Here is a 13,092-nt window from a genome sequence, read left to right on the forward strand (position 1 = left end):
CGGCCCCGGGCGGCGTCATGTGCCTCCCACCGCGTCCGGGACCGGATTCGGGCCGGCGCCGCCCTCCTCGGGGTCCGCGCGGCGGTCGGGGGCCGGGGCGGAGGGTCTGCGCTTGCGGAGTTCCACCACCCCGTCGGTGATCCCGGCGGGGACCTGGGGGGCGGGGATCCGGGGCCGCTCCTGTGCGTTCTCGTCCATCTCGGTGCACTCCTGTCGGCTCTCGGGGCCGGCCCGCGGGCGCCGGAAGGGGCGGCCGCCGGATCGTTCCGGCGCCGCCCCCCTGGCCCGCCCCGGCCGCTCCGGCCAGTGAACCCAGCGCTCGTGCAGGCCGGGGCCGCCCGTCGGGCGATTCCCCCGGAAGAGTGAAGGACGTCTCCCTCCCGCGGCCGACGGCACGGCCCGGCGGGCACCGCACCGTCACACGGGCAGCGACCAGGCCTGGTCCGCCCGGTGGTCGCCGCACGCGGCCAGCCGCAGCCGTTCGGCGGGGGCGTCGGTGGCCGCGGGGGCCGCCGGGGCCGTCAGGCACGACCCGCTCGCCTCCTCCACCAGGGACCCGTCCCGCCGGTGCCGCCAGCTCTGCCCCGCCCGGCGCCCGGGCGCGCAGTCGGCCAGCTCCACCAGCCCGCCGCCACCCGCGGTGAGGCACTGGCCGGCCAGCCTCAGCCGCCCGCCGCCGCCCAGGGTCCAGCGCTGGTCGCCCCCGGCGGTGCAGGCGGCCAGGACGACCGCGCCGACGCCGCTGGTGCTCGCCCCGTCGGCGCACCGCGCCCCCAGGCCGTTGATCTGCCCGGTGGGCACCGCCTCGGCGCAGCCGCCGCGCGGGGTGAGCCGCCACACCGCCGTGTCGTGCGCGGCGATCCGCCCGGTCAGCGCGTCACCCGCCTCCGTGCGCTTGCCCGTCCACAGGTCCACGGCGTCCACCGCGCAGGGGGCCGGCAGCCCGACGTCCGCCAGCGGTACGGAGACCTCGCGGTCCGTCCCGGAGCGGTTGAGCACCGCCACGGCTCGGTCCCCGTTCGCCAGCGGCCGCACCAGCACGTCGGAGACCGCGTCGGAGGAGACGACCGCGCCCTGGCGGCCCAGCGGGTCCTGGTCCAGCTCGATCAGACGGGTGTTGCCCAGGGCCGCGAGCCCCCCGGGGCTGAGCGCCGCGACGTCGGAGGACAGGATGAAGGGCGCGGCCATCATCGCCCACAGCCCCACCTGGCTGCGGCTCTCGGCGTCCGTCAGCCCCGGGGCGCCCGCGATCAGGAAGTCGGGGTCGTTCCAGTTGCCGGGGGCGGCGTACCGGCCGAGCCAGCGGTTGTAGCCGTAGTTGCCGAGCACCGAACTCCAGCGTGAGGTCTGCGGCGCGGCCGGCTTGTAGACCTTGATGTCCTTGCCCTCGCGCCACAACTGGCCGGTCTCGCCCACCCAGTCGAGGACCTTGTGCCAGTCCGAGCCGCCCCACTCGCCCTGCTGGAAGTAGGCGGGGGCGGAGGCGGAGAGGACCATCGCGCGCCCGCTGTCGCGCAGCGCCCGCGCCACCGAGTTGTACGCGTCCCGGTAGGCCTGTTCCTTCGTCTTCCCGGGCGGCACCCACAGGTTGCAGCCGTCCATCTTCACGTAGTCCACGTGCCACGCGGCGAACAGCCGGGCGTCGCGGTCGTAGTGGTCCGCGCCGCCGCCCTCCGGGGCGCCGCTGCCGGGGTAGCGCTCGCAGGTGAGGGAGCCGGCGTCCTCGTAGATGCCGAACTTCAGCCCCTTGGCGTGGAGGTGATCGCCCAGCCAGGCCATGCCGTGCGGGAACTTCACCGGGTCGGCGACCAGGTTCCCCCGCGCGTCGCGCTGCCGGAGCATCCAGCAGTCGTCCACGGTGACGGTGTCGTACCCCTTGGCGGCCAGGCCGCTGGAGACGAGCGCCTCGGCGTTGGCGACCACCTTGGCCTCGTCGATGTCGCACATGTAGTGCGCCCAGTTGTTCCAGCCCATGGGCGGGGTGAGGGCGAGCGGGGTGTCCGAGGTCGCGGTCGGCTCCGCCGTCGCCGGGGCGGGGCAGAGCGCGAGGGCGAGCAGGGCGGCCGCGGTCAGACAGGGGAGTGAGGCGCGCAGGCGAGGCGGCACGGGGTCTCCTTGGCGTGGTGCGTACCGACGGGATCGTGCCTCAGTGCAGCGGTGCGACTACCCGCTGTCAACACCGGTCGGGGGTGGTGGCCCGATGACCAGCAATATGGCCGCAGCCGTCGCCCGCACCCGTGTCGGGGTCCGTGCGGCCGGAGACAGGGTGATACGTCGTATGTGACGCTGGATGATACGGTGTATCGCATGCCCAGAAGATCAGCGGCCCTCGACCGGGCGACCCCGGAGGCCATCGCCGTGGCCGCCCTGCGCATCCTCGACGAGGAAGGCCCCGCCGCCCTGAGCTTCCGCGCGCTCGCCGAGCGCCTCGACGTCTCCCACGCCACCGTCCAGCGCCGCTGCACCGACCTCGCGGGCCTGATCGACCTGTGCACCGAGCACCTCGCCGCCCGGCTCCCCGACGTCCCGCCGGGCACCGACTGGGCCGAGGCCGCCGAACTGCGGTTCGGTGCCTTCTACCGGCTGCTCACCGCCCACCCCGGCCTGCTCCTCCTGCGCGGCGGACGCCCGTGGCTCGGCCGCCAGCTGCTGGCCCGGCTCGCCGAACCCGCGCTCGCCGACAGCCTCGCCGCCGGGATGAGCCGCGCCGAGGCCATGACCGTCTACCGCCGGATGTACCTGCTGACCCTCGGCAGCGCCGCCTTCGTGGACCACCGCGACCCGGCCGGGGCCACGGCCGCCTCCCGTGCCGTGCTCGCCGCGCTCGACCCGGCGGAGTTCCCGGTGCTCGGGGGCGCCCCCGCCGACCTGCTGCCCCCGCTCACCGACCACGAGGTCTACTACGGCGCCCTGCGCCAGCTCATCGCCGCGGCCCGGCCCGCCACCTGAGCCGCCCCGGCACCCCCCGACACGAGAGAGGCCGCCCGCCATGGAACAGCAGCTCGACTACGCCGCCGTCCGCGCCGCCGCCGACCGCACGGCCGGGGCCATCCGGCCGGTGGCCGTCGCGCCCGCCGCCGAGGGCCTCTGGTACGCCCTCGAACACCTCCAGCACACCGGCTCCTTCAAGGCCCGCGGTGCCCACAACTTCCTCGCCGCCCACCGCGAGGCCGGAGCCCTTCCGGCCGCCGGCGTCACCATCGCCTCCGGCGGCAACGCCGGCCTCGCCTGCGCCTGGGCGGCCCGCGCCCAGGGCGTGCCCGCCACCGTCTTCCTCCCCGCCACCGCCCCGCGCGTCAAGGTGGACCGGCTGCGCGGCTACGGCGCCGACGTCCGCCTCGTCGGCGACCGCTACGCCGAGGCCCTGGAGGCCTGCCGCCGGTTCGCCGCCGACAGCGGGGCCCTGAGCAGCCACGCCTACGACCACCCGCTCATCGCCGCCGGCGCCGGAACCCTGCTCGACGAGATCCGTGCCGCGCTGCCCGGCCTGGACACGGTGGTCGTCGCGGTCGGCGGGGGCGGGCTGTTCGCGGGCGTCGCCACCGCCGCGCGGGCGCACGGCGTACGGGTGGTCGCGGCCGAACCGGAGAACTGCCGGGCCCTGAACGCCGCCCTGGAGGCGGGCCGCCCCGTCGACGTCCCGGTGGACTCCGTGGCCTCCGACTCCCTGGGAGCCACCCGGGTCTCCGCCGACGCCCTCGCCGCCGCCCGCCGTGACAACGCCGTGTCCGTCCTCGTCCCGGACGCGGCCATCACCGAGGCCCGGCGCGCCCTGTGGGAGGAGCACCGCATCGTCGTCGAGGCCGGGGCCGCGACCGCCCTCGCGGCCGTGCGCACCGCCCCGCGGCCGCCGGGCGAGCGGGTCGCCGTCGTCCTGTGCGGTGCGAACACCGACCCCGCGGACCTCTGAACCGGCGACGAACGTCGCGGCGGCGCGCGACTTTCGAGTACGGCGCGCCCGTCCCGCCCCCTGCGAGGCTCCCCGGTGTCAGCAGGAACACGAGGGCACGGAGGAACGGGTCATGGCTCAGCGCAAGGGTTGTCTCATCGGCTGCGGAGTGGCGCTGGTCCTGGGCATAGGACTCCTCGCCGCGCTCTTCCTCGGTGTGGGGAAGATGCTCGACGTGGCCGACAAGACGCTCGTCGACCCGAAGGTGTACGCGTCGGTGCGCGTCGGCGATCCCGAGGGCGAGGTCCGCGCCAAGCTGCCCTCGGGCGAGAGCTTCGTCAAGAGCGCCCTGAAGGAGGGCGGTCCCGCCGAGCCGGCGGGAAGCGTGTGCGCCTGGTACGTCTCCAGCGACGACAAGGCCTCCGAGGAGGTGCTCCGCTTCTGCTTCAAGGACGGCAAGCTCGCCGAAAAGGCCCAATACCACATGAAGTAGCCCCCCTTCCCGGCGCACCCGTGCCCGCGCGCGTCCCGGCGGCGGCCGTCGATAAGGCGTCAAACCTGCCCCGGAGCCGCCTGCCGGGCCCGTGCCGAGGCTCCGGCGCGCAGCGCCCGCGCCGGAGCCGGTCGGTCCAGTTCAAGGGCCTCCCGGCGGGCGGCCCCGCGGCAGCCGTCCGGGCCCCGCGACCCGGGTCCCCCCGGCCAGCGGGACTTCCTGCCGCGTTGACGCGCCCGGCGCTTGCGTACAGCCTGGGGCACCGCCCTCCGGCGCCACGGCCGGAGCTCCCACGAAGGCGGCGACGATGACGCGTTCCCACCCGACCCGCACGGCCGCCGCCACCGCGGTGACCGCCGGACTCCTGGCCCTCTCCGCCTGTGGCCTCGGCGGTGCCGGCCACGACTCCGGCGAGGCGCGCAGGACCGGCAGGGTGGCCGGGGAGATCACCTTCCGGACGCTCCAGCTCAAGCCCGTCTACACCGCCTACGTCCAGGGCGTCATCGACTCCTTCGAGCGCAAGTACCCCGACGCCAAGGTGACGTGGGAGGACGTGCCCGGCGACGGCTACAACGAGAAGCTCGTCGCCGACGCCCGGGCCGGGGCCCTCCCCGACGTCGTCAACCTCTCGACCGACTCCTTCCAGCTCCTCGCGGACCGCGGCATGCTCGCCGACGTGGCCGCCCTCGACACTGCGGCGGCCAAGGAGTACGTGCCGGGCGCCTGGGAGCAGTTCAAGCTGCCCGGCAAGGGCCAGGGCGTCTACGCCTATCCGTGGTACGTGACCCCCGAGATCCTCACCTACAACCAGGAGCTGTTCACCGCCTCGGGCCTCGACCCCGCCCGGCCGCCCACCACCGTCGAGCAGTTCTTCGACTACGCCGAGCGGATCGCCGCGCGCTCCGGCGGCCGGTACGCGGCGTTCATGGCCGACCCCAAGGGACGGCTGCCCGGGGACTGGCAGAAGATGGGCGTCCCCCTGCTGAACCGGGCCGGGGACCGGTTCACCTTCGACACCGACCGGGCCGTCTCCTGGGTCGAACGCATGAAGGACCTGTACGCCAAGGGCGCCATGCCCAAGGAGTCCCTCCTGAAGTCCGACGACATCAACCAGCTCTACGGCAGCGGCAGGCTCGTCTTCGGCCCCGGCTCGCCCGGCTTCGTCAAGGACATCAAGGCCAACGCCCCCCGGGTCTACGCGCAGACCCGGGTCGCGGGCGCCGTCACCGGCACCCTCGGCCACATCGGCATCTACGCCCAGTCCCTCGGCGTCAGGAAGGACACCGCCCACCCGGACGCGGCGGCCGAGTTCGCCCGATGGGTCACCAACGGGCCCAATCAGGTGGAGTTCTCCCGGCGGGCCACCATCTACCCCTCCAACGCCGAGGGCCTGGCCGACCCGCGCTTCGCCGACCGCGGCGACGGCAAGGACGCCGAGACGCTCGCCCGCGCGATCGGCGCCGAGCAGCTGAGGACCGCCGCCCTCGACGCCAACACCCCCGTCCAGTGGACCAGTCAGGTCGGCGACGCGGTGACCCGCGAGGTGCAGAGGGCCATCCAGGGCGAACAGGACGCCCGGACGGCCGTGCGCAGGGCCCAGGAGGAGGCCAACCGGCTGCTGGCCGCCGCGGGCGCGAGGTGACGGCGCGGGAAGCCGGGGGCGGGCTGCCGCACCGCCGGTGGTGGGGCCCGTACCTGTTCCTGGCACCCGGGCTCACCGCCGTGGGCCTGTTCAGCCTCTGGCCGTTCGTCAACACCGTCGTCCTGTCCCTCACCGACGCCCGGGTGCTGGACGGCGGGAGCTTCGTCGGCCTCGCCAACTACCGGCGGGCCCTGGCCGACCCCGACTTCTGGACGGCCGCCGCCAACAGCGTGCTCTACCTGCTGGTCGTCGTCCCCTGCCTGGTCGTGCTGCCGCTGGGGCTGGCCGTCCTGGTCCGGCGGGAGGTCCCCGGCATCGGCCTGTTCCGGTCGGCCTTCTACACCCCGGTGATCGCCTCCGCCGTGGTCGTCGGCCTGATCTGGCAGTGGCTGCTGCGCAGCGACGGGGCCGTCAACGCCGTCCTGGTCCGGCTGCGGCTGGTCGCGGAGCCGGTGCCCTTCCTGACGGACAGCACGCTGCTGCTGGTCTCCGCGATGATCGTGACCGTGTGGAAGGGCCTGGGCTACTACATGGTCTTCTACCTGGCCGCCCTCGGGAACGTGCCCCCGGCGCTCTACGAGGCCGCCGCCCTCGACGGGGCGGGCCCGCTGCGCCGGTTCGCCAGCATCACCGTCCCGTCCGTGAAGCCGATGATGCTGCTGGTCGGGACCCTGTCGGCGATCTCCGCCCTGCGCGTGTTCACCGAGGTCTACATCCTCGGCGGGGAGAGCGGCGGCCCCGGCGGCGGCGCCCGCACCCTGCCCTTCCTGATCCGGCAGGTCGGCCTGGGCTTCGCCGGCGAGACCGGATACGCCTCCGCCCTCTCCCTGCTGCTGTTCCTGCTGACCCTGGCCTTCAGCCTGCTGGGGCGCCGGCTGGCCAGGGGGGACGAGGCGTGAGCGGGCGCCGGGCCGGCCCCGCCGCCCGCTACCTGACGCTGTGCCTGGCCCTCGTGGTGACGACCGGCCCGCTCGCCTGGCAGTTCCTGACCTCGTTGCGCGGGCGCGGCGAGAACGTCTACGAGGGGGTGCTGCCCTCCCGGCCCACCCTCGGCAACTACGTCCGGGTCGCCGAGTCCTTCCCGCTGCTGCCGTACACGGCCAACACCCTGGTCGTCGCGGCCCTCGCCGTCGCATCGAACCTGCTGTTCGCCGCGATGGGCGGGTACGCCCTGTCCCGGGAGGGCTGGAAGGGGCGCCGGGCCGTCTTCACCGTGCTGACCGCCACCCTGATGTTCCCCTTCGAGTCCGTGATGATCTCGATGTTCCTCACCGTCCGCGGGATGGGCCTGGTCGACAGCCTCGTCGGCGTGTGGCTGCCCGGCGCGGTCTCCGTCCTCAACATCATGATCATGCGGGCGGCGTTCCTCGCCGTCCCCCGGGAGCTGGAGGAGGCCGCGGTGCTCGACGGGGCGAACGAGTGGACCCGTTTCACCCGCGTCTTCGTCCCCTCGGCCCGCGGCGCCCTCGCCGTGGTGTGCATCACCAGCTTCATGGGGGCCTGGGACGACTTCCTGTGGCCCCTGATCGTCCTGACCGACAGCGACCACTACACCCTCCAGCTCGGCCTGAAGAGCCTGGCCGGCGCCACCACCGTCAACGACCAGCGGCTGATCGCGGCCGGGGCGATGGCCGCCCTGCTGCCGATGATGCTGCTCTTCCTCGCCCTCCAGCGCTTCTTCTTCCGCGGCGTGGGCGAGGGAGCCGTCAAGGTCTGACCCGCCCCGCCCCCGCAGCCACCCGCCGACCCCCTCCTGGAGCCGCCGTCATGCACGACGACCGCAGCATCACCGAGCAACGCCTCCGCCGGGTCCTGGGCGAACGCATCAGGCCCGCCGTCCGCTCCCGCCCGGTCCCGCTCACCGTCGAGCGCTGGGACGCGCCCGGGGAACCCGTCCCCGTCGCCGAGGCACTGGCCGCCCCCTACACGCCGTGCGCCCCGGGCGACGCCTGGGGCCCGGCCTGGGGCACCACCTGGTTCCGGGTCACGGGAACCGTCCCCGCCGGCTGGGCGGGCCGCACCGTCGAGGCCGTCCTCGACCTCGGCTTCGACCGGATGATGCCCGGCTTCCAGTGCGAGGGCCTGGTCCACCGGGCCGACGGCTCCGAGGTCAAGGCCCTCAACCCGTACAGCGACTGGGTGCGCGTGGCCGACCGGGCGGCCGGCGGCGAGCCCGTCGAGTGGTACGTCGAGGCCGCCGCCAACCCCGTCCTCGTCGAGCACCGGCCCACCACCGAGGGGGACCGGCTGACCAGCGGGGGCCGGTCCCTGTACCGGCTGGCCCGGATGGAGCTGGCCGTCTTCGAGACCGAGGTCTGGGAACTCGTCCAGGACCTCGACGTCCTCGAAGGGCTGATGGCCCAGCTCGGCGAGGACGACGCCCGCCGCCACACCGTCCTGCGCGCCGTCGCCTCCGCCCTCGACGAGATCGACCTCGACGACGTCCCCGGCACGGCCGCCGCCGCCCGCGCCCGCCTCGCCGGGGTGCTCGCCTCCCCGGCGCACGCCTCCGCGCACCGGATCAGCGCCGTCGGCCACGCCCACATCGACTCGGCCTGGCTGTGGCCGCTGCGCGAGACGGTCCGCAAGGTGTCCCGGACCGCCTCCAACGTGGTCGCCCTGATGGACGAGCACCCCGAGTTCGTCTTCGCCATGTCCCAGGCCCAGCAGCTCGACTGGATCAAAGCCCACCGGCCCCAGCTCTTCGAACGGGTCAAGAAGAAGATCGCGGACGGGCAGTTCGTCCCCGTCGGCGGCATGTGGGTGGAGTCGGACACCAACATGGTCGGCGGCGAGGCCATGGTCCGCCAGTTCCTGTACGGCAAGAGGTTCTTCCTGGAGGAGTTCGGCATCGAGACCAAGGGGGTGTGGCTGCCCGACTCCTTCGGCTACACCGCCGCGCTCCCGCAGATCGTCCGGCTCGCCGGCAACCAGTGGTTCCTCACCCAGAAGATCTGCTGGTCCCAGACCAACCGGTTCCCGCACCACACCTTCTGGTGGGAGGGCATCGACGGGTCCCGCGTCTTCACCCACTTCCCGCCCGTGGACACCTACAACAGCGATCTCGGCGGCGCCCAGCTCGCCCACGCCGCCCGCAACTACCGGGAGAAGGGACGGGGTTCGCGCTCGCTGGTGCCCTTCGGCTGGGGTGACGGCGGGGGCGGCCCCACCCGCGAGCAGCTGGCCCGGGCCCGCCGCCTGCGGGACCTCGAAGGCTCGCCGCGGGTGGAGATCGAGCGCCCCGACGCCTTCTTCGACAAGGCCCGCGCCGAATACGGGGACGCTCCCGTCTGGGCCGGCGAGCTGTACCTGGAACTGCACCGCGGCACCTACACCTCCCAGGCCGGGACGAAGCAGGGCAACCGCCGCAGCGAGTCGCTGCTGCGCGAGGCCGAGCTGTGGGCGGCGACGGCCGCCGTGCGCGTCCCCGGCTTCGCCTACCCGTACGAGGACCTGGAACGCCTCTGGAAGACCGTCCTGCTCCACCAGTTCCACGACATCCTGCCCGGCTCCTCCATCGCCTGGGTCCATCGAGAGGCCCGCGAGACGTACGCACGGGTGGGGGAGGAGCTGCGCGCCCTGACCCTGGCCGCGCAGACCGCGCTCGCCGGGGAGGGCACGGCGGAGCTGGTGTTCAACTGCGCCCCGCACGCCCGGCGCGGGGTCCCGGCCGGCGGCGCGGACCGCCCCGCCGAGGCCCGGCAGCCGGTCACCGTGGAGGAGCGGCACGGCGGCGGCCACGTCCTGGCGAACGGGCGGCTGCTGGTGGAGGTCGACGGCCGCGGGCTGATCGTCTCCGCGTACGACCTGGAGCACGGCCGGGAGGCTGTCGCCCCGGGCGCCGCCGCCAACCTGCTCCAGATCCACCCCGACTTCCCGAACATGTGGGACGCCTGGGACGTGGAGGCCTTCTACCGCAACAAGGTCACCGACCTCGACGGCCTGGACGCCCTGGAGGTCACCGACAGCGGCCCCGACGCCTGCGCCGTCACCGTGACCCGCTCCTTCGGCTCCTCCGCAGTCATCCAGACGATCACCCTGCGGGCCGGCGCCAAGACGGTGGACCTGGTCACCGAGGTGGACTGGCACGAGACGGAGAAGTTCCTCAAGGCCGCCTTCCCCCTGGACGTCAAGGCCGAACGGACCTCCTCCGAGACCCAGTTCGGGCACGTGGAGCGTCCCACCCACACCAACACCTCCTGGGAGGCCGCCCGGTTCGAGATCTGCGCCCACCGCTGGATCCACGCGCAGGAGCCGGGCTGGGGCGTGGCCCTGCTCAACGACTCCACCTACGGGCACGACGTCACCCGCGACGTCCGCCCCGACGGCGGCCAGACCACCACCGTCCGCCTCTCCCTGCTGCGCGCCCCCCGCTACCCGGACCCCGAGACCGACCAGGGCCGCCACGCCCTGCGCTTCTCCCTCGCCCCGGGCGCCACCCTCGGGGACGCCGTCCGCGAGGGCCACGCGCTCAACCTGCCCGAGCGCGCCCTGCGCGGCGCGGGCCCGGTGGCGCCGCTGGTGGCCGTCGACGAGGACGCGGTGGTGGTGGAGTCGGTCAAGCTCGCCGAGGACCGCAGCGGCGACGTGGTCGTGCGCCTCTACGAATCCCGGGGCGGCCGCGCCCGGGCCACCCTGACCCCCGGCTTCCCCGTCGGGGGCGCGACCGAGACCGACCTGCTGGAGCGCCCCCTGCCCCCGACGGCCGTCGGGGCCCCCACCGCGTCGGGGGCCGTCCCGCTGAACCTGCGCCCGTTCCAGATCGTCACGGTCCGCCTCCACCGCTCCTGACGGCTCCGGACCCTCGCGGACCCGTCCCGCCGCCCCTCCCGTACCGGCCGGAGGGGCGGCGGGGGCCGTGAGAGTCGCCACAGCTGTTTTGCACCTAGTTGCAAAACCGTCTCCCGCTCGCTTACAACAGGGTCAGGACACCGCGCGAGGAGACACGTCACCCATGAGCCCGTACCCGCACCTGCTGAGCCCCCTGGACCTCGGCTTCACCACCCTGCCGAACCGCGTGATCATGGGCTCCATGCACACCGGCCTGGAGGAGCACCAGGGCGGCTTCGAGCGTCTCGCCGCCTTCTACGCCGAGCGCGCCAAGGGCGGCGCCGGCCTGATCGTCACCGGCGGCATCGCCCCGAACGACGCCGGACGCCCCTTCGAGGGCGGCTCCCGCCTCACCACCGAGGAGGAGGCCGCCGAGCACCGGGTGATCACCGACGCGGTGCACGCCGAGGGCGGGAAGATCGCGATGCAGATCCTCCACTTCGGCCGCTACGCCTACCACAAGGACCTCGTCGCCCCCAGCGCCCTCCAGGCCCCCATCAGCCCCTTCGTCCCGAACGAGCTCACGGACGACGAGGTCGAGCAGACGGTCGAGGACTTCGTCCGTGCCGCCCGCCTCGCCCGGCTGGCCGGCTACGACGGCGTCGAGATCATGGGCTCCGAGGGCTACCTGATCAACGAGTTCATCGCCGCCGCCACCAACCGGCGCACCGACCGCTGGGGCGGCGCGTACGAGAACCGCGTGCGCTTCCCGCTGGAGATCGTCCGCCGTACCCGCGCCGCCGTCGGCAAGGAGTTCATCCTCATCTACCGCCTGTCCATGCTGGACCTGGTCCCCGGCGGCTCCACCCTCGACGAGGTCGTCCACCTCGCCAAGGAGATCGAGGCGGCCGGCGCGACCATCATCAACACCGGCATCGGCTGGCACGAGGCCCGCATCCCCACCATCGCCACCTCCGTCCCCCGCGGCGCCTACACCTGGGTCACGCGCAAGCTGATGGGCGCGGTCTCCGTCCCCCTCGTCACCAGCAACCGCATCAACACCCCCGAGAAGGCCGAGGAGATCCTCGCCGACGGCCGCGCCGACCTGGTCTCCCTCGCCCGGCCCTTCCTCGCGGACGCCGACTTCGTCGCCAAGGCCGCGGCCGGCCGGCCCGAGACCGTCAACACCTGCATCGGCTGCAACCAGGCCTGCCTCGACCACACCTTCAGCGGGAAGATCACCAGCTGCCTGGTCAACCCGCGCGCCTGCCACGAGACCGAGCTCGTCCTGTCCCCCACCCGGACGAAGAAGACCGTCGCCGTCGTCGGCGCCGGCCCGGCCGGCCTCGCCTGCGCCGTCTCGGCCGCCGAACGCGGCCACGCCGTCACCCTCTTCGAGGCCTCCGGCCACATCGGCGGCCAGCTCGACATCGCCCGCCGGATCCCGGGCAAGGAGGAGTTCGAGGAGACCATCCGCTACTTCGGCAACCGGCTGGAAGCCCGCGGAGTCGACGTCCGCCTCAACACCCCCGCCGACGTGGAGAGCCTGCGCGGCTACGACGAGGTCGTCGTCGCCACCGGCGTCACCCCCCGCACCCCCGCCATCGACGGCGTGGACCGCGACAACGTGGTCAGCTACCTGGACGTACTGCGCGACGGCGCCCCCGTCGGCGAGCGCGTCGCGGTCGTCGGCGCCGGCGGGATCGGCTTCGACGTCGCCGAGTTCCTCACCGACAGCGGCGAGGGCGCCGCCCAGGACCCCGCCGTCTACTTCCGGCACTGGGGCGTCGACACCGCGTACGCCGGCCCCGGAGGCCTCACCGCCCCCGAACGGCCCGCCAGCCCCCGCCAGGTGACCCTCCTCCAGCGCAAGACCACCAAGGTCGGCGCCGGCCTCGGCACCACCACCGGCTGGATCCACCGCGCCGAGCTCAAGCACCGCGGGGTCGTCTCCGTCGCCGGCGCCACCTACGAGCGGATCGACGACGAGGGCCTGCACATCACCGTCGACGGCCAGCCGCGCCTGGTCCCCGCCGACACGGTCGTCCTGTGCACCGGCCAGGAGCCGCGCCGCGACCTGTACGAGGCGCTGCGCGCCGAGGGCGTCGACGCGCACCTGATCGGCGGCGCCGACGTAGCCGCCGAACTCGACGCCAAGCGGGCCATCCGCCAGGGCACCGAGCTGGCCGCCGCCCTCTGATCCCTCCGGCGGAAAGGGAGTTGTGGGGGGGGGGGGGGGGGGGGGGGGGGGGGGGGGGGGGGGGGGGGGGGGGGGGGGGGGGGGGGGGGGGGGGGGGG

The 13,092-nt window shown here is 74.3% G+C and carries 10 protein-coding genes; 8 read left to right on the forward strand and 2 right to left on the reverse strand.

Annotation, left to right across the window (positions count from 1 at the left end):
• Positions 1-15: 15 nt before the first annotated feature.
• Positions 16-198 (reverse strand): hypothetical protein, encoded by a 183-nt coding sequence (locus tag WDV06_RS27350; protein ID WP_395512456.1) that lies wholly within the window; start codon positions 196-198, stop codon positions 16-18.
• 219 nt (positions 199-417) lie between these two features.
• Positions 418-2,106, reverse strand: coding sequence for a ricin-type beta-trefoil lectin domain protein (locus WDV06_RS27355; RefSeq protein WP_395512457.1), 1,689 nt, complete (start codon positions 2,104-2,106; stop codon positions 418-420).
• Positions 2,107-2,307: 201 nt separating this feature from the next.
• Here WDV06_RS27355 and WDV06_RS27360 point away from each other — a divergent pair, with 201 nt between their 5' ends.
• The 8 genes from WDV06_RS27360 to WDV06_RS27395 all read left to right on the forward strand — a co-directional run bounded on the left by WDV06_RS27360 (position 2,308) and on the right by WDV06_RS27395 (position 12,994).
• Positions 2,308-2,949 (forward strand): TetR/AcrR family transcriptional regulator, encoded by a 642-nt coding sequence (locus WDV06_RS27360; protein WP_395512458.1) that lies wholly within the window; start codon positions 2,308-2,310, stop codon positions 2,947-2,949.
• Between the two features lie 40 nt (positions 2,950-2,989).
• Positions 2,990-3,910 (forward strand): serine/threonine dehydratase, encoded by a 921-nt coding sequence (locus tag WDV06_RS27365; RefSeq protein ID WP_395512459.1) that lies wholly within the window; start codon positions 2,990-2,992, stop codon positions 3,908-3,910.
• 112 nt (positions 3,911-4,022) lie between these two features.
• Complete coding sequence (locus WDV06_RS27370) at positions 4,023-4,382, forward strand: hypothetical protein (protein ID WP_395512460.1); 360 nt, start codon at positions 4,023-4,025, stop codon at positions 4,380-4,382.
• Positions 4,383-4,689: 307 nt separating this feature from the next.
• Entirely contained in the window at positions 4,690-6,024 is a 1,335-nt protein-coding gene (locus WDV06_RS27375) for an ABC transporter substrate-binding protein (RefSeq protein WP_395512461.1), read from the forward strand.
• On the forward strand, positions 6,021-6,923 hold the full coding sequence (locus WDV06_RS27380) for a carbohydrate ABC transporter permease (RefSeq protein ID WP_395512462.1): 903 nt from the start codon (positions 6,021-6,023) through the stop codon (positions 6,921-6,923). The genes WDV06_RS27375 and WDV06_RS27380 overlap by 4 nt, the downstream gene beginning before the upstream one ends.
• The gene (locus WDV06_RS27385; RefSeq protein WP_395512463.1) at positions 6,920-7,741 is read left to right on the forward strand and encodes a carbohydrate ABC transporter permease; all 822 of its coding nucleotides are present in this window, start codon (positions 6,920-6,922) and stop codon (positions 7,739-7,741) included. Before WDV06_RS27380 ends, WDV06_RS27385 begins: the two co-directional genes overlap by 4 nt.
• 50 nt (positions 7,742-7,791) lie before the next feature.
• On the forward strand, positions 7,792-10,815 hold the full coding sequence (locus WDV06_RS27390; RefSeq protein ID WP_395512464.1) for an alpha-mannosidase: 3,024 nt from the start codon (positions 7,792-7,794) through the stop codon (positions 10,813-10,815).
• Positions 10,816-10,978: 163 nt separating this feature from the next.
• Positions 10,979-12,994 carry an oxidoreductase gene (locus tag WDV06_RS27395; RefSeq protein WP_395512465.1) on the forward strand — a complete coding sequence of 672 codons (2,016 nt, stop codon included), beginning with the start codon at positions 10,979-10,981 and terminating at the stop codon, positions 12,992-12,994.
• Positions 12,995-13,092 lie beyond the last annotated feature (98 nt).

It is taken from the genome of Streptomyces racemochromogenes, from assembly GCF_044129415.1.
Classification (GTDB): domain Bacteria; phylum Actinomycetota; class Actinomycetes; order Streptomycetales; family Streptomycetaceae; genus Streptomyces; species Streptomyces racemochromogenes_A.

Excerpts from the sequence above, each read along its gene's own strand:
- WDV06_RS27395 (WP_395512465.1), top strand. The coding sequence starts at position 10,979 with ATGAGCCCGTACCCGCACCTGCTGAGCCCCCTGGACCTCGGCTTCACC.
- WDV06_RS27375 (WP_395512461.1), top strand. The coding sequence starts at position 4,690 with ATGACGCGTTCCCACCCGACCCGCACGGCCGCCGCCACCGCGGTGACC.
- WDV06_RS27370 (WP_395512460.1), top strand. The coding sequence starts at position 4,023 with ATGGCTCAGCGCAAGGGTTGTCTCATCGGCTGCGGAGTGGCGCTGGTC.
- WDV06_RS27365 (WP_395512459.1), top strand. The coding sequence starts at position 2,990 with ATGGAACAGCAGCTCGACTACGCCGCCGTCCGCGCCGCCGCCGACCGC.
- WDV06_RS27390 (WP_395512464.1), top strand. The coding sequence starts at position 7,792 with ATGCACGACGACCGCAGCATCACCGAGCAACGCCTCCGCCGGGTCCTG.
- WDV06_RS27360 (WP_395512458.1), top strand. The coding sequence starts at position 2,308 with ATGCCCAGAAGATCAGCGGCCCTCGACCGGGCGACCCCGGAGGCCATC.
- WDV06_RS27350 (WP_395512456.1), bottom strand. The coding sequence starts at position 198 with ATGGACGAGAACGCACAGGAGCGGCCCCGGATCCCCGCCCCCCAGGTC.